The 16,098-nt window shown below is 75.3% G+C and carries 12 protein-coding genes; all 12 read right to left on the reverse strand.

Features of this window, described 5'->3' with window-relative positions; all coding sequences use genetic code 11:
• Positions 1-259 precede the first annotated feature (259 nt).
• Positions 260-1,195 (reverse strand): aldo/keto reductase, encoded by a 936-nt coding sequence (locus ACZ34W_RS19650; protein ID WP_329485278.1) that lies wholly within the window; start codon positions 1,193-1,195, stop codon positions 260-262.
• Positions 1,192-2,685 carry a GMC family oxidoreductase gene (locus tag ACZ34W_RS19655; RefSeq protein WP_465605722.1) on the reverse strand — a complete coding sequence of 498 codons (1,494 nt, stop codon included), beginning with the start codon at positions 2,683-2,685 and terminating at the stop codon, positions 1,192-1,194. Before ACZ34W_RS19655 ends, ACZ34W_RS19650 begins: the two co-directional genes overlap by 4 nt.
• Positions 2,682-3,608 (reverse strand): adenosine kinase, encoded by a 927-nt coding sequence (locus ACZ34W_RS19660; RefSeq protein ID WP_465605724.1) that lies wholly within the window; start codon positions 3,606-3,608, stop codon positions 2,682-2,684. Before ACZ34W_RS19660 ends, ACZ34W_RS19655 begins: the two co-directional genes overlap by 4 nt.
• A gap of 172 nt (positions 3,609-3,780) precedes the next feature.
• Entirely contained in the window at positions 3,781-5,889 is a 2,109-nt protein-coding gene (gene malQ, locus ACZ34W_RS19665; RefSeq protein WP_465605726.1) for a 4-alpha-glucanotransferase, read from the reverse strand.
• Positions 5,873-6,781 carry an HAD family hydrolase gene (locus ACZ34W_RS19670; RefSeq protein WP_465605728.1) on the reverse strand — a complete coding sequence of 303 codons (909 nt, stop codon included), beginning with the start codon at positions 6,779-6,781 and terminating at the stop codon, positions 5,873-5,875. The genes malQ and ACZ34W_RS19670 overlap by 17 nt, the downstream gene beginning before the upstream one ends.
• A gap of 3 nt (positions 6,782-6,784) precedes the next feature.
• Positions 6,785-8,944, reverse strand: a complete 2,160-nt coding sequence (locus tag ACZ34W_RS19675) for a glycogen/starch synthase (protein WP_465605730.1) — start codon at positions 8,942-8,944, stop codon at positions 6,785-6,787.
• 38 nt (positions 8,945-8,982) lie between these two features.
• Positions 8,983-9,525, reverse strand: coding sequence for an NUDIX hydrolase (locus ACZ34W_RS19680; RefSeq protein ID WP_329485284.1), 543 nt, complete (start codon positions 9,523-9,525; stop codon positions 8,983-8,985).
• The gene (locus ACZ34W_RS19685) at positions 9,522-10,409 is read right to left on the reverse strand and encodes a sugar nucleotide-binding protein (RefSeq protein ID WP_359806651.1); all 888 of its coding nucleotides are present in this window, start codon (positions 10,407-10,409) and stop codon (positions 9,522-9,524) included. Before ACZ34W_RS19685 ends, ACZ34W_RS19680 begins: the two co-directional genes overlap by 4 nt.
• A complete protein-coding gene (locus ACZ34W_RS19690) occupies positions 10,406-11,434 on the reverse strand; it encodes an ROK family protein (RefSeq protein ID WP_465605733.1) in 1,029 nt (342 codons plus the stop codon). Before ACZ34W_RS19690 ends, ACZ34W_RS19685 begins: the two co-directional genes overlap by 4 nt.
• Positions 11,427-12,527: a sugar phosphate nucleotidyltransferase gene (locus ACZ34W_RS19695; RefSeq protein WP_465605735.1), complete on the reverse strand. Its 1,101-nt coding sequence runs from the start codon at positions 12,525-12,527 to the stop codon at positions 11,427-11,429. Before ACZ34W_RS19695 ends, ACZ34W_RS19690 begins: the two co-directional genes overlap by 8 nt.
• Positions 12,520-14,625: a glycosyltransferase gene (locus tag ACZ34W_RS19700; RefSeq protein WP_465605737.1), complete on the reverse strand. Its 2,106-nt coding sequence runs from the start codon at positions 14,623-14,625 to the stop codon at positions 12,520-12,522. The genes ACZ34W_RS19695 and ACZ34W_RS19700 overlap by 8 nt, the downstream gene beginning before the upstream one ends.
• 5 nt (positions 14,626-14,630) lie before the next feature.
• Positions 14,631-16,097: a hypothetical protein gene (locus ACZ34W_RS19705; RefSeq protein WP_465605739.1), complete on the reverse strand. Its 1,467-nt coding sequence runs from the start codon at positions 16,095-16,097 to the stop codon at positions 14,631-14,633.
• Between the last annotated feature and the right edge of the window lies 1 nt (position 16,098).

Below are 16,098 nucleotides of genomic sequence, written 5' to 3' on the forward strand. Positions count from 1 at the left end.
CCTTCGACGCCGAACTCGTCAAGATCCTCTCCGGCCAGGACACCAGCACCGGCCTCGCCAAGCCAACGTCGTGACCGAGGCGGCGAAGCTCCTCCCCGGCTACACCACGCCCTGACCCGGCGGGCGGCCCCCGGCCGCGGAGCCTCCCGCCGGGTGGCGCCCCACCGCCGACCGTCGGAGCGAACCCCCGGGGCCCGAGCCCCGGGGTTCGCTCCGCCCGCGCGGTATCAGGGCCGCGCGGGACCGGACCGGCGCCGGATCAGGGCAGCGGGGCGCCACGGGCGGCGATCCACAGCTCGTACCACTCCTCGTGGCTGAGCTCCGGCTCGCGCAGCACGGCGTCGCGGCAGGCCGCGATGCGTTCGGGGCGGGCGGTGCCGATGACCGGCGCGATGCCGGCCGGGTGGCGCTGGAGCCACCACAGCACGATCGTCTCCGGCGTCGTCCCCCTGCGCTCGGCGAGCCTGCCGACGAGTTCACCGGCCGGCGTCGGCTCGCTGCCGGTGAAGCGGCCCCGGGCCAGGGCGCCCCAGGCCTGGAGCCGGATCCCGTGGGCGGCGCAGTACTCGACCGTCCCGTGCGGGAAGCCGTTGGAGGCGGCGGCGGAGGTGTTGACCAGGACGCCGGCCTCGACCCAGTCCCGGCGGTCCAGGCTCATCTCCAGCTGGTTGACGACCAGGGGCACGTCGAGCACCGACTGGAGCCGGGCGATCTGCGCGGCGCTCATGTTGGACACGCCGAACCGCCGTACCAGGCCCTGCCGGTGGAGCGAGCCGAGGGCCTCGGCGATCTCCTCCGGGCCGGCCAGCGGGTCGGGCCGGTGCAGCAGCAGCACGTCGAGGCTGTCGGTGCGCAGCCGGGTCAGGCTCTCCTCCACCCGTCGGAGGATGCTCGGCCCCCGCAGGTCGTAGTGGCCCGGCCGCCCGCCTTCGGGAAGCCTGATACCGCACTTGGTCTGCAGGGTGATGCGCTCCCGCAGGCCGGGGGTGCGGGCGAGCACCTCGCCGAAGACCGCCTCGGACTTGCCGTACCGGTAGATGTCGGCGTGGTCGAAGGCGGTGATCCCGGCGTCCAGCGCGGCGCCGACCGCCGCCTCGGCGTGGTCGATGTCCGTCGCCGTGTACGGGCTGTCGTCCCAGCTGCCGCCAAGGCCCATGCATCCGTACAGGACGCGGTCGGCGGTGGCCCCGGTCATGCCGCTCCCCCGATCAGGTCCGCCAGCATCTCCGCGACGGCGAGCACCGGAAGCTGGGTGTTCGCCGCCGGGACGGTCGGCAGGACGGAGGCGTCGACGATCCGCAGGTTCGCCACGCCGCGTACCCGGGCCTCGCCGTCGACCACCGCCAGGGGGTCGTCCGGCGCTCCCATGGCGCAGGTGCCGACGGGGTGCCAGTAGGCGCCGAGCCGGCCGCGCAGGTCCTGGTCGGACAGGTCCCGGGCGGGGTGGCCCCGGACCGGACCGGCCAGTGGCTTCAGGGCCGCCGTCGCGGCCATCCGCTCGACGATCTCCAGGCCCGAGCGCAGGACGGCGAGGTCGCGGCCGCCTTCGTCGGTGAGGAAGCCGGGGTCGATCTCGGGGGCCGTGGCGGGGTCGGCGGACGCCAGCCGCACGGTGCCGCGCGAGGTCGGTTTCATGACGAAGGCGGAGATGCCCGCCTCGTACCGGCCCGGCGGGAGCTTGCCGAACAGCGGCGGGCCGGCGACGGGCAGGATGTGGAGGTCCCAGGAGTCGTCCGGGCAGAGTTCGCCGGCCGCCCGGACCAGCATCCGGCTGACGTACAGGTCGCCGTCGGCCTCCTTCGCGGCGAGCGCCGCGTTCAGCTCGTCGGTCGGGGCCAGCGGCACGAAGACGCCGGGCTGGTCGGTGAGGTTCGATCCGACCCCGGGGAGGTCGATCTCGGGGCGGATGCCGACCGTCCGCAGGTGGTCCGCCGGGCCGACCCCGCTGCGCATCAGCACCGCGGGCGAGCCGAAGGTGCCGCAGGCCAGCAGGTAGGCGTCGGCGACGAGGGTCTCGTGCCGGCCGCCGATGTCGACGCGGACGCCGCGGACCCGGCCGTCCCCGATGTCCAGCCGGTCCACGGCGGCTCCGGCGAGGACGGTCAGGTTGGGCCTCGCGCGTGCCGCGTCCAGGTAGGCGAAGGCGGCGTTGTGGCGCACTCCGTCGAAGGCGTTGAGCAGGGGCGTGCCGTAGCCGGGCCCGCCCGGGGTGCCCATGTCCACCTCCCGGAAGCCGAGTTCCGCGGCCGCCGCCAGGGCGGCGCGGCTCCACGGCGAGAACTCGCGCTCCGGTACCCGGCGCAGGCCCATCTGTTCGACCGCCGCGAGGCGGTACGGCTCCAGCGCCGCGGCCGTCCAGCGCGGACCGCCGGTCCGGGCCCACTCGGCGTGGTCGGCCTCGGATCCCCAGGTGTTCCAACAGCCGTTGATGCAGGAGGAGCCGCCGAGGACGCGGGCGCGGATGCGGTGCGCCGGGGCGTGCCGCTCCCACACCTCCTCGCGCGGCAGGGCGCGGGCGTTCAGCACCTTCGCCGGCCAGTCCTGCCGGTCGGGGCCGAAGTCGGGACCGGCCTCGACCAGGCAGACGGTGCGGTCCGGGTCCTCGCTCAGACGGGCCGCCAGCACGCAGCCGGCCACTCCCCCGCCGAGGACGATCACGTCGTAGCCGGCCGGTGTGCCCGTCACGCGCCCGCTCCCGCCGCCGCGGCGTCGAGTTCGGTGAGGCGGGCGAGGAGTGCGTCCCGGCCGATGGAGTCGGTGCCGGTCGCCGGCACGGTGCAGGCGTAGGCGCCGGCGATCGCGCCGTACCGCGCGCAGCGCGCCGCCGGCTCACCGGACAGCCAGCCGAGCAGGAAGCCCGACGCGAAGGCGTCGCCCGCGCCGTTGGAGTCGATCACCGGTGCGGGCGGGGTGACGACCGGGACGTGGGTGATCTCCCCGTCGGCGAGCAGGTACGCGCCCTCGGCGCCGGCGGTGGCGACGACCACCCGGGCCCGGCCGCGTTCGGCGATCTGCCGCATGGTCCGCTCGGGGTCCGCCAGGGCGGTGGTGGACACGAACACGACGTCGGCCTCGTGGGCGAACGGCTCGTGGTAGGGGTTGGTGCCGTCCCAGTTGTGCAGGTCGGTGGAGACGGTCAGGCCGGCCTCGCGCAGCAGCGGCAGGGCGAAGGCGCAGGGATGGGTGATCGAGACGTGCGCGTGGCGGCTCACCGCGGCCAGCGCCCGGACGGTCTCCTCGGGCAGCCGGTCCGCCTCGTGCGAGCGGCTGTCGTCGTAGAGCGAGAGGCGCCGCCCGTCGGGGCCGACCAGGTTGACGGCGCGCTTGGTGCCGCCCGGCAGCGGGACCTCGGTGAGCGGGATCCCCCGGTCGCGGTGCAGGGCCCGGATCAGGTCGCCCGCGTGGTCGGCGCCGATCATGTCGAGGTGGTGGGTGCGCAGGCCCAGCGCGCTCAGGCCGAGGGCGACGAAGTCGCCGGTCTGGCCTGCCCGCATCTCGATCCTGGGCACCATGTAGCTGTCGGCGAACGGGAGCGGCAGCTCGGGCACGTACACGATCGTGTCGACACCGGCGCCTCCCAGGACGAGGACGTCTGTCTCGGTGCTCATGGGTGTTCCTCTCGGACGTAGGGTCCGGGTGGCGGTGGCCGTGGGCCCCCACCCGGTGGTGGGCCGCTCCCCCGGCAGGCGGGTCGGCGGGGCGGTGCGGCGGACGGGCAGGGTCCCGCGGACGGCTCCGGCGGAGCCGTCACCCGGTCGAACGCGGGGCCGCCCCGGACCGTCACGGGGTGGCCGGCAGGTCCCGGTAGACCTCGGCGACGGCACGGGGGCCCGGCAGGGCGGCCAGCTCCTCCAGGGTGAGCGGCCGGCCGGCCGGATCGGCTATCGGCAGCCGCCAGTTGGGGTACTCGTCGACCGTGCCGGGCAGGTTCTGCGGGCGGCGGTCCCCCACCGTGTCGGGCAGCCAGACGCCCAGCAGCTTCGCCGGGGTGAGCGCGAGGAACCGGTGCAGGCCGAGCACCTCCCGGCTCGGCACCTCCGGGCCCGGCACCTCCCCGGTCCGCGGGCCGGGTGCGCCGGGTGCGCCGAGTGCGCCGGCCCGCTCCGCCTCGGCGAGCCAGCCGGCGCTCTCGGCCGCCGCCGCGGCCGCGGCCTGCTCCACGGGTTCGGCGAGCAGGCCGAGCTTCTCGTGCAGGCCGACGTGGTCACCGTCCAGCCAGGCGGCGGTGCTGGGCAGGTCGTGGGTGGTGAGGGTGGCCAGGCAGCCGTCGCGCCACTCCTCGGGCGGGAGCGGACCGGAGCGCTGTTCCGAGCCCCCGAGGTACTCGAAGCGCAGCACGGACGTACCGAGGATCCCCCGGTCCGTCAGCTCCTCGCGGACTCCGCGCTCGACGGTGCCCAGGTCCTCGCCGATCACCATGCTGCCGGCCCGGTGCGCCTCCAGGGCGAGCACGCCCAGCATCGCCTCGTGGTCGTACCGGACGTAGGCGCCCTCGGCGGCCCGCGCCCCGGCGGGTACCCACCAGAGCCGGAACAGCCCCATGATGTGGTCCAGCCGCAGTGCGCCGGAGCGGTGCAGCGTGCCGCGCAGCACCTCGGCGAACGGCGCGTACCCGGCCTCGGCGAGCGTGTCGGGCCGCCAGGGCGGCAGGCCCCAGTCCTGGCCGTGCGGGTTGAAGTCGTCGGCCGGGCAGCCGACCGTCATGCCCTCGGCGAGGTAGCGCCGCAGGCTCCAGGCGTCCGCGCCCTCGGGATCGACGCCGACCGCCAGGTCGTGCATGAGCCCGATGGCCATGCCCGCCCCGGTCGCGGCCCGCTGCGCCTCGCCGAGCTGTTCGTCGACCAGCCAGGCGACCCTGCGGTGGAACTCGATCCGGCCGGCCAGCTCGCGCCGGGCGCCGGCGACGTCGGGCCCGTCGGGGCTGCGCAGCCCGGCGGGCCAGGACCGCCACCGGGTGCCGTGCACCTCGGCGAGGGCGCACCAGGTCGCGAAGTCGGTCAGCCCCGGCCCCTCCGTGTCGGTGTACCGCCGGTAGGCGGCCTGCCGGGCCGCGTCGAGCGGTACCCGGTGGAGGAGTTCCAGGGCGCGGAACTTGAGGTCGCGGACGGCCGCCCGGTCGATCAGTGCGCCGGTGAGGACGGCCTCGCGCAGCCGGCCCCCGCTCGCGGCCAGCTCCTCGACGGCGGCCCGGTCGGCGGGTGACAGGGCCGCGTACTCGGGTACCGCCTCGATGCGCAGGTTCATCGGGTCGGGGTAGCGCCGGCTGCCGGGCCGGTACGGGGACGGGTCGGGCAGCGGGCCGGGCACGTAGGCGTGGAGCGGGTTGAGCTGGACGAAGTCGGCGCCGAGGGCGCCGGCCCAGCGGCCCAGGTCGGCCAGGTCGCCGAGGTCGCCCATGCCCCAGGAGCGCGCGGAGAGCACCGAGTAGAGCTGGGCCAGGAATCCCCAGCCGCGCCCGGCGGGACCGGCCAGCCGGGTGGGCGCGACCAGCAGCGGGGCGGCCTCCCGCCGGCCGGCCCGCTCGGCGTGGAGGGTGTGGCGGCCGACCGGGAGTTCGGCGAGGTCCGTGCCGAGGTCGCGGACGGGCCTGGTCCGGCCGTCCTCGGTCTCGACCAGCAGGTCGGTGCGGGGCGGTGTCCGCAGGTCGGCGCGCGGGCGTCCGGAGCGGAGCACGACGCTGGGCGGGAGCAGGCGTTCGGCGAGGGCGCGCCGGCGCTCGGAGAGGGCCGCCCGGACGGAGCCGCCGGTGGCGGCGTCGACGCCCAGGGCGGCCAGCACGGCCCGCAGCGTGTCCGGGGGAGTCTCGATCCGTCGGCCGACGTCGGTGGTCCAGTGGGTGGAGACGCCGTGCAGTTCGGCCAGTTCGGACAGCTCACGCGTGGGCGACATCGGTCGGACTCTCCCGTCGGTCGGTGGTGGATGGGGCGGCGGCGGGCCGGCCGGCGGCGGATCGACCGGCGTCGGGCGGGAAGAACCGTTCGAGCACCACCGCGACCCCGTCCTCCTCGTTGCTGGGGGCCGTTTCGTCCGCGCGGCGCCGGAGTTCGGCGTGGGCGTTGCCCATGGCGACTCCGTATCCGGCCCACTCGATCATCGGGATGTCGTTGGGCATGTCGCCGAACGCGATGGTGTCGGCGGGGGTGAAGCCGAGCAGGGCGGCCGCGGCGGCCAGTCCGCTCGCCTTGCTGACTCCGGCGGGGAGCAGCTCCACCAGCCCCTCGCCGGAGTGGGTGACGGCGACCTCGTCCGCGCAGACCCGTCGGGCCAGCGCGGCGAGCTCGTCGTCGCCCAGGTGGTCGTGCCGGATCAGCACCTTGTCCACGGGCCGCGCCCAGAGGTCGTCCGGGCTCTCGGCCAGCCGCCAGCCGTGCCGCAGGCGGCTCTCGAACCCCGGTGTGACCAGGAAGTCCCCGGTCAGGCCGGCGGTCACCACCGCGAGTCGCAGCGGCCCCGCCTGCTCGGCGATGCGCGCGACCAGGGGTCGCACGGTCGGACCGTGCAGGCCCTGCGAGGACAGCAGCCGGTCGGCGCCGACGTCGTAGAGCTGGGCGCCCTGGCCGCAGACCGCCAGTCCCCGGTAGTCGAGTCGTTCCAGCAGGGTCCGGCAGCCGGCCGCTGCCCGGCCGGTGACCACCAGGTGGAGGGCGCCGGACGCCTCGGCCCGCGCGAGCGCGGCCCGCGTCCGGGCGGAGAGGCTGAGGTCGCCGCGCAGCAGGGTCCCGTCCAGGTCGGTGGCGACCACCCCGAAGGGCGGCGGACGGCGGCGGGTGGGTGCGGTCATGGGTCAGTCCCTCTCCAGTCCGGCGCCGACCGGCGTGACCCGCCGGGGGGTTTCCAGCGGGCACTCGTCCCAGGCGGAGCGGCCGTCGCGCAGCCGCAGCAGGAGGACCAGCGGCCCCTGCGGCCGCTCGCGCAGCACGGTGGTGAAGTACCCCTCGGCCCCGGCCAGCCGGTGCTCGCCGGTCGGCAGTACGAGCAGCACGCTCTCGGCGTGCGGCAGGCGGTAGTCGATCCGCAGGCCGTCGCCGACCGGCTCGACCAGGCAGCGCCCGTCCACGAGGGCGGTTCGGCCCGGGTCGTCCAGGAGGACGGCGAGTTCGGCGCAGCGGGCGAAGTCGGCCCTGGCGTACGCGGCGGCGAACAGCTGCTCCAGCGCGGTCCGGTCCACCGCCGGCACACATCTGCGGTAGTTCGCCAGGTCACCGCGGCCGAGCGCCGATTCGGCGATCTCGCGCCGGTGGGTGACCCAGTCGGTGTCGGCCAGGCTCTCGAACCAGCCGTACCCGGCGGCCCGCTCCGGCGTCAGTCCGGGCAGGACTCCGGCGGCGGCGGCCGCGAAGGTCGCCAGCCGGGTGGTGGCGGCCTTGCGCCAGGTGAAACGGCGGGCGAGCGCACGGGAGTTGTCGGAGAGGCGGCGGTACTCGGCCGGGTCCTCGCGGTGGATCCGGGCGGCCTCCAGGATCCGGTCCGTCAGGGCGGCGGCGAGCAGCGGGTCGTCCTCGGTGAACGAGCGGGGGACGGCGAAGCCGGTGACGTCCGGGTGTTCGCGCGGCAGCTGGTGCCGGTAGTGGGTGGTGACCTCCTGTGCGGTGCCGATCGGCACCGCGCCGCAGGCCATCAGCTGTCCCTGGGCGATCAGGAAGGAGTCCAGCTCGAACTTGGACGGGAAGAGGCAGAAGTCGGCCGCCACGGCCTCCCGGTGGAGCACGTCCTCACCGGCCATGGACCAGTCCAGCCGGACCCGCCCGGGGTGACGGTTCGCGACCTCCTCGAAGAAGGGGTCGCCGACCGGGCTGACCACGCCGTCCCCGCCGGCCGCGACGGCGCAGCGGACGACGAAGTTGATGTCCGGGTCGACGGCGAGCACGGCGTCGATCGCCCGGAACAGTTCGACCTGCCCCTTGTGGTGCACGGAGAAACGGGCCACGTGATAGAAGGTCGGCAGGGCCGGGTCCAGCCCGCGGGCGGTGAGCAGTCGCGCGCGGTCGGCCCCGGCCGGGTCGCGGGCCAGCCAGCCGTCGGGCACGGCGCAGCCGCCGACGAACTGGCGGGCCGCCGACTCCCGGACGATCCGCGCGACGGTCAGGTCCTGGAAGGCGCGTTCGAAGGGCGTGTGCCGGAAGGTGGAGTAGAAGTCCAGCTGACCGGGGGTGAGGAAGTCCAGCAGGTCGCAGTTGGCGGCGACGAGCGCGTAGTAGCCGATGCCGTCGGCGGTGGGGCGGTCGGCCAGGTGGGTGCTCGGCAGTTGGGAGGTCATCGCCGCGGCGAGCCGGCCGGTGGCCGGCGGGTCGGCGAGCGCGTCCAGGTCGGCGTCGGTGTCGAACAGTTCCAGCAGCCGCTCCAGCTGCGGCCGGTGGACCTGCTGGTTGATCGGCATGTTGCTGGCCAGGGTGCTGACCACCAGGAAGCGCGGGTCGGTGCGCAGCACCGGCGGCAGCAGGTAGTGGTAGTAGGGCTCGTAGGCCTGCACCACCGCGGGCTCCGCGCCCAGGTCGAGGTGGGCGCGCAGGAAGCGCAGGCCGGAGACCTGGAAGACGAGCGGCTTGAAGAAGGCCAGGTCGTGGCCCTCGCTCGTGCGGGCCGGGTAGATCCGCTCGGGCAGCAGGTCGAGGTACTCGTCGGACAGGAAGTAGATGTCGACGCCCTCGTGCCGGAGCCGGTGGGCGCGGGTGGTGAGCCGCAGTTCGAGCTCGGCGGGGTGGCCGGGCCAGACGGCGCGGTCGAGTACCAGCGGCACGGTGTGCCGGTCGACGTGGTCCAGTTCCTCCAGCTCGTAGTGGGCCCTGAGGTGTTCGAGGCAGCCGTGCGCCGGGGTGATCACGGAGACGCGGTGGCCCTGGTCGGCGAACTCGCGGGCCAGGTTCCACACCAGTGAGGCGAGGCCGCCACGCATGAGGCGGATGTCGAAGCCCACGCTCTCGAAGGCGAATTTGACGATGTGCACCGCCGGGTCCTCTCTGTCGTCGCGTCGGTCGTGCTGTCTCAGGCCTCGCCGGGGGCGTGCAGCGTGAGCAGGGTGTGCGCGGCCAGGGTGGCGGCGTCGGTGATCCGTCCGGACCGGACGAGGGCGCGCCATTCGTCCGGATCGGCCCAGCGCTGGACCATGTCCGCCTCGGAGGCCTCCCGCTCCGGCTCCCCCGCCGTCAGCTGTTCCGCCAGGAAGACGTGGCAGCCCTGGCTGGAGTAGCCGTAGGCGACGTGCAGCCGGCCCAGGTAGGTCATCCGGGCGGCCCGCAGGCCGGTCTCCTCGCGCAGTTCGGCGCGGGCCAGGTCGAGCGGGGCCTCGCCGCGGTGGCCCTCGGGCCAGGAGCCCTGCGGGAACTCCCAGTACCGGCCGCCGGCCGGGTAGCGGTACTGCTCCACCAGGTGCACCCGGCCGTCCTGGCGGGGGACGACCAGGGCGTAGTCGGGTTTGTCGACCACCCCGTACCGGCCGGCGCTGCCGTCGGCCCGTTCGATGTCGTCCTCGCGGACGGTCATCCACGGATTGCGGTAGACCTCGCGGGAGCGGACGGTGCGGATCACGGGTTGTCCTCCAGCAGGGCTCGGGTGCCCTCGGCGACTCCGCGCACCCGCAGGCCGTGGGCGGCCAGAAAGCCGGCCAGCCGGTCGCTGGTCAGGCAGGTGTTGGTGGGGCGGCTGGCGTAGCGGCCGGCGGCCTTGGGCACCTTGCGGACCAGCGAGCGGGGCACGCCGAGGCCGTCGGCGACGGCCTCGGCCCAGGCCGCCCGGGAGATCCGGTCGGGGCCGCCCAGGTGCAGCAGCGGGGGCGCCGCGCCGGCCAGCGCGGCGGCGGTGACGGCGGCGACGTCCTCGACCAGGACGGGTGTCGTCCACTGGTCGTCCGGGGCCTCCACCGGCTCGCCCCGGCGCAGGCTGTGGGCGCAGGCCGAGAAGAAGTTGAGCCACTTCCCCGCGTCGGCCGGCTCCCAGCCGTAGATCAGGCTGACCCGCAGCACGGTGGCGCCGGGTGTGCGTCCGACGATCCGCTCGGCCCGCAGCTTGGCCCGGCCGTAGGCGTTCGCGGGGGTGGTGGGCGCGTTCTCGTCGTTGGCCGGCGAGCTGCCGTCGAAGACGTTGTCGGTGGAGATCAGCACCGTCCGGCAGCCGGGTGCGGCGGCCGTGAGGTTGGCCGCCGCGGCCGTGTGCAGGTCGGCGGCGCGTTCGGGGTTGGCCTCGCACCAGGTGACGTCGGAGGGGCCGTGCACGAGCACCAGCCGGTCGGGGCGGACCTGCTCCACCACCCGGGCGCAGGACCGGGCGTCGGCCGCGTCGAGCGCCACCCAGGGGGCGGGCGGGGCGGTGAGCGGGTGCCGGGAGGCCAGCACGGGGCGGTCGCCGGAGGCGGCCAGCCGGGTGGCGACGGCGCGTCCGACGAAGCCGCTGCCGACGATCAGGGTGCGGGTCACCGGGCGGCCACCGCCTGCCGGGCGGTGCCGCGGGCGGTGAGCAGCCGGCCGGCGCCGATCAGCCCGTGGTCGTCGTCCGGCTCGCCGAGGACGACCATCCGGCCGATCTCCTCGGCGCTCAGGCCGAAGCAGCCGAGCCGTCGGAGCTCCTCGGTGAGCAGTTCGACGAAGCGCGGGCCGACGGCCAGGGCGAAGCCGCCCATCAGGACGTAGCGCCGTACGCCGATCGAGGCGAAGACGGAGGTGATCGCGGAGGCGAGGTGGGCGAGGCCGCCCCGCAGCACGGCGGTGGCGAACGCGTCGCCGGCGCGGACGGCGGCGACCAGGGCGCGGTTGTCGAGCCGCGCGGGGTCGGGCGCGTCCTGCGCGAGCCGGGAGCCGGCGTAGCCGGCCGGGTCGGCGAGGGCCGCGCGGCGGGCGGCGGCCTGCATGCCGCGGCCCGAGGCGATGGCGCCGAGGTGGCCGCGTCCGCCGCAGTCGCAGCGCGGTGCCCGCGGGGACGGGTCGCTCGTCCAGTGGCCGAGCTCGCCGCCGTGCCCCTCGGGGTCGAGCAGCACCTCCCCGGCGCGGTAGACCTTGCTGCCGATCCCGGAGCTCACCGTGATCAGGCAGAACGGCTGCCGGCCCTCGGTGGCGACGTACCGCCAGACGGCGGCCGTCAGGTCGTTGACGACGACGACCGGGAGGCCGAGCCGCTCCTCCAGCAGCGGGCGCAGCGGCAGCGGTTCGCCGCGGCCGCCCCAGACGGTGGGTGCGGTCGTCACGCGGCCGTCGGCCGTGACGGGGCCCGCGAAGGCGAGCGCCAGGGCGCTGCTGCGGTGGCGCCGCACGGCCCGGCCGGCCAGTTCGGACAGTTGTGCGACGATCCGGTCCTGCAGTTCGGGCACCGGCGCGCCGGGGTGCCGGTCCATGCCCTCGGTGGGGGTTCGGCGGATGTCGGTGAGCGCGTCGGTGGCGGTGTCGTAGCGGGCGATCCGCAGCGTGGTTCCGCCGAGGTCGGCGACGGTGAAGGCGGACTCAGGCACGGGCCCCTCCCCGGGCGTACTCCATGGGCTGCACGTAGCCGTCCTCCAGGACGACCGCCGAGTCGATCTCGGCTCCCGCGGGCACGCTCGCGCCGGGCAGCAGGACGCTGCGGCGCACCACCGCCCCGGCGCCGATCCGCACGCCCGGGAAGGCGACGCTGTGCTCGATCCGGCCGTGGTTGGCCAGGTCGGCGGGCACCACGCTGCGCTCGACGCCCGGGGCGCGGACGACCAGGCCGCGCGCCGTCGCGGGCCGGACCGTGAGCGGCAGCCGGTCGAGGGGCAGGGTCGGGCCGTCCCCCACCATGGCCAGGTGGGCCCGGTGGTAGCGCTCGACGGTGCCGATGTCCTCCCAGTGCCCGGGGACTTCGTAACCGAGGATCCGCTCGCCCCCGGCGAGCATGGCGGGGATGACGTCGCGGCTGATGTCGTGCTGCCAGTCGGTGCCGTCGAGGTGTTCCAGGTAGCGGTGCAGCACCGTCGCGTCGAAGACGCAGAAGGCGGCGAACACCAGGTCGCTGGTCGGCTCGGCGGGCTTCTCGACGAAGCCGGTCAGCCGCCCGGCGGCGTCGAACTCGACCATCCCGAAGAGGTGGACGAAGCGGCGTTCGATCCGCTGGTAGGCCACGGTGAGCGCGGCGCCGGTGCGGCGGTGCCGCTCGATCAGCGGGCGGTAGTCGAAGCGGTAGACGTGGTCCGCGTGCAGCACCAGCACCTCGCTGGTGCCGGGGCCGAAGACGTAGCGGGCCTTGCGGATCAGCGCGTCCGCGGTGCCCCGCTCCGGCGGCCCGTCGGGGCGGACGAGCGCGCTCGCCCCGCCCTCGCGGTAGGCCCGGTCGTAGGGGCCGAAGTGCACCCGGAAGCCGGGGCGCCACCACGTCCGGTGCAGGTCGTCCATCAGCTGCTTCTCCTCGTACTGGGAGAGCAGCAGCACCTCGCCCAGGCCGGAGGCGGCGGCGTTGGCGAGCGAGAAGTCGATCAGGCGGCAGGCGCCGCCGAAGGGCACCAGCGGCTTGAGCCGGCCGTGGCCGAGCCGGCCCATCCGGCGGCCCTCGCCGCCGGCCAGCAGGACGGTGCGCACGGAGTCAGCCATGTCGGATCACGTCCCAGGTCGCGCGGCCGGTGGTGAGGGTGAGCAGGAAGTGCAGGTCCTCGCCGGGGGCCGGCAGCGGGCAGGTGAACACGTCGCCGCTGCGGTCGAGCTGGTGCACGATCACCTGACGGCGGCCCGGTCCCGGCGGGGCGAGCCGGACCAGTTCGACCCGCTCGGCGTGCGGCAGCCGGTAGACGATCGAGCCGTCCTCGACGGTGCAGCGCCCGTCCAGCCTGGCGCGCAGCGCCGGGTCGCGGTCCGCGGTCGGCTCGCAGCGGACGAAGTCGGCGCGGGCCCAGGCCGCTTCGAACAGGGCGCGGTCGGTCGCCGGGTCCGGTTGCTGGCAGCGCCGGTGGGCCTCGGCGTCGCCGAGCCGGGCGGCGGCCCCGGCCACCGCGGCCCGGTCGCTCTCGTACGCCTCGTCCGGCAGCAGGTCGAACCAGCCGTGCCGGAGCACGCGGTCCAGGCCCAGCTCCGGCGAGCGTCCCTCCCAGAGCGGGGTGAAGGCCGCCACGTGCAGGTCGGCGGCGTGACTCCAGGTGAACCGCCGGGCGTTGGCGACCGCGTTGGCGCGCAGCCGGCGGTACTCCTCCGGCCGCTCGCGCAGCAGTGCCGCGGCCTGGTGGATGCGCCCGGCGAGGGCGTCGGCGAGCAGGGGGTCGTCCTCGGCGAACGAGCGGTTGACGGCGAAGCCGGTGGCCCGCTCGGCCTCGGGGCCGGCCAGCGGGTCGGCGACGTGTCCGAAGTGCGCCATGCCGCGCTGGGCGGTGGCGATCGGCACCGCGCCCGCGGCCATCGCCTCGCCCTGGGCGATCAGGAACGTGTCCATCTCGAACTTGGACGGGAAGAGGCAGAAGTCCGAGGACGCCGCGTACTCGACGATCCGCCGCTCGTCGACGCGCTGCCACTCCAGGTGCACGCGGCCCTCGTGGCGTCGCACCACGTCGTGGACGTAGGGGTCGTCGATCCCAGAGTCGCTGATGCAGCGCAGCACGAAGTTGGCGTCCAGGCCCTCGTTCAGGACCCGGTCGACGGCGCGGAACAGTTCGACCTGCCCCTTGTGGTTCACCGCGTAGCGCGCGTTGTGGAAGAAGGTCGGCCGGGCGGGGTCGAGCCCGAGCCCGCCCAGCACGGCGGCCCGGTCGACGGCGGGCGGCTCGCCGGTGGTCCAGGTGTCGCCGACGGCGCAGCCGCCGACGAAGCTCTTGTGGGCGTTGCGGCGCACCGTGTCGTGGATCGGCAGCCGGGTGAAGAGCTGTTCGAAGGGGGTGTCGGCGAAGTCGGTGTAGAACTCCAGGTGGCCGGGTGAGAGGAAGTCGACCAGGTCGGCGTGGTCGGCCACCAGGTCGTACACCCGGACGTGCCCCGGGCCGTACTCGTAGTGCAGGTGCGTGAGTTGCTGGTAGCCGCTCATCACCTGCTCGTGCTCGGTGAGCGGGTGTCCGGCGTCCTCGGCGGGCAGCTCGACCCCGGCGCCGAGGAACTCCAGCAGCCGTTCCACCTTCGGGCGGTAGACCTTCTTGGTGATCGGCATGTTGCTCTGCACGGTGCCCACCACCAGCTTGTCCGGGTCGTGGCGGAACGCCGCGGGCATCAGGTAGTGGTAGTACGGCTCGTGGGCGTGCAGGACGGCCTTCTCCTCGGCGAACCGCTCGCGCACGAAGCGGATGCTGTCCACCTGGTAGGCGAGCGGTTTGAAGAAGACCAGGTCGTGGCCCTTGCTCTGGTAGGGCGGGTAGAACCGGTCGGGCAGTTCGTCGAGCAGCCGGTTGGAGAGGAAGTAGAGGTCGACGCCGTCCAGGCGCAGCAGGTGCGCGGTGGTGGTCAGCGGGATCCGCACCTCGGCGGGGAAGCGCTCGCCCCAGGTCTGCGGGTCGAGGACGAGTGGCAGCTCGTACTCGTCCCGGTAGTCCAGGGTCTCCAGGTCGTGGAGGCGCCGCAGGTCGTCCAGCCGGCCGTGGGCCGGGGTGACGATGGAGACGCGGTGGCCGCGGTCGGCCAGCGCCTTGGAGAGGTTCCAGAGGTAGACGGAGGTGCCGCCCTGGATGAGGCGGTGGTCGAAGCCGCCGCACTCGAAGTAGGTCTCGATGATGTGCACGGGTGTCAGTCCTTCGCCGCGGAGGCGGGGAGGCGGGCGGCCTCCACGGCGTGCCGCAGGTTGATCGCCGCGTGGTAGGCGCGGTCGTGGGCGTACGCGTAGTCGAGTTCGTGGACGAGCCGGCGCAGCCGCAGCAGCCGCCAGGCGGGGTGGCCGGCCAGCGGCCGGCCGTCGGTGATCAGCAGGTCGCCGGTGCGGGCCGCCCAGAGCCGGGCGGCGGAGGTGAGCCGGGCCAGCTCGGCGACGTGCCGGGGGGTCCAGCCGGGGGTGTCCGGCGCCGCGCCGGCGGCGAGCAGCAGCGCCGTCCGGCAGGTGTCCTCGGGGTCCGTCCGGAGCGTCCGGGCCGCGTGGTCGGCCAGCTCGTCGGCGGTGAAGATCTCCAGGCCGCGTTGCAGGGCGGCGAGGTCCTGCCAGGGCGACTGCGCGGTGGACGGGTCGGCCGGGTCGGCCTCCGGGGTGGAGAGGTCGATCACGCACAGCTCCCAGCTGCCGTCCGCGCGCTCGCGGCGCAGCAGGTGGGACAGGTGCAGGTCGCCGTGGCAGGGGCCGGCCGGCCAGGGCCGCGGCGGCAGGGCGGCGATCCGCGCCAGCTCGCGGTCGAGACCGGCGGCGGCGGCCTGCCGGACGGCGACGGGGAAGCGGTCGTCGTCGAGGATCAGCGGGCGCAGCGCGGCGGTCCGCCCGGCGGTCTCGGCCAGGAAGTCGCTCGCCGGGAACTCCGGGTGCGGGCCGAGCCGTTCGGCCAGGTCCCGGTGGAACTCGTGCAGGAACCGGCCGGTCGCGCGCAGCGGCCCGGCCAGGACGCGCTGGGAGTCGGCGACGGCGTCCTCCGGGTCGGCGCCGGCGTGCAGGAGGGGCCACATGGCGCGGATCGCGGCGCTCAGCGGAACGTTCAGGCCGTCGCCGTCGACGTAGCGGTAGAGCACGCCGAGCGGCTCCCGGCGGCCGGTGGCGGTCTCCACGTAGGCGTAGTCACCGGCCGGCTGCTGGGTCCGGCCGCCCGGTGCCATCAGGCGGAGCAGCTCGGGCTCGCGGGTGCCGACGCCGATCCGCCGGTACGTCTTGTGGGCGTGCGCGGTGCCGCCGAGGTCGAGCAGCGAGAGCGCGTTGGAGGACCAGCCCGGGTCGAACGGCAGCCGGCCGCGGTACTCGGCGGGGTCGCCGCGGAACTCGATCAGGTTGCCCCGGGCGGTGGGCAGCCGCAGGCCGTCCCGCAGGGCCCGGACGACCAGTTCGTCGTACTCGGGGGTGCGGTCGGCGCCGCGGCCGGGGTCGTCGTCCATGACGGGCACGAACCAGCGGCCGGTGCGCTCGCCGGCGGGGGCGACGATCAGCAGGCGGACGGTCTCCAGCGTGGCCTGGTCCAGGAGTTCGAACCGCCCGGCGCGGCGGCCGGTCTCGTCGATCCAGGAGGCCCGGCGCAGGAGGTCGACCGTGGCCGGCGGAAGGCTGCCGAGCAGCAGGGTGTCCATG

The sequence above is a fragment of the Kitasatospora sp. NPDC022856 genome (assembly GCF_055561235.1).

What these genes read in the sequence shown, in the direction of transcription:
- ACZ34W_RS19660 (WP_465605724.1), bottom strand. Translation starts at nt 3,608, where the DNA reads ATGAGCACCGAGACAGACGTCCTCGTCCTGGGAGGCGCCGGTGTCGAC.
- malQ (WP_465605726.1), bottom strand. Translation starts at nt 5,889, where the DNA reads ATGTCGCCCACGCGTGAGCTGTCCGAACTGGCCGAACTGCACGGCGTC.
- ACZ34W_RS19650 (WP_329485278.1), bottom strand. Translation starts at nt 1,195, where the DNA reads ATGACCGGGGCCACCGCCGACCGCGTCCTGTACGGATGCATGGGCCTT.
- ACZ34W_RS19705 (WP_465605739.1), bottom strand. Translation starts at nt 16,097, where the DNA reads ATGGACACCCTGCTGCTCGGCAGCCTTCCGCCGGCCACGGTCGACCTC.
- ACZ34W_RS19695 (WP_465605735.1), bottom strand. Translation starts at nt 12,527, where the DNA reads ATGGCTGACTCCGTGCGCACCGTCCTGCTGGCCGGCGGCGAGGGCCGC.
- ACZ34W_RS19670 (WP_465605728.1), bottom strand. Translation starts at nt 6,781, where the DNA reads ATGACCGCACCCACCCGCCGCCGTCCGCCGCCCTTCGGGGTGGTCGCC.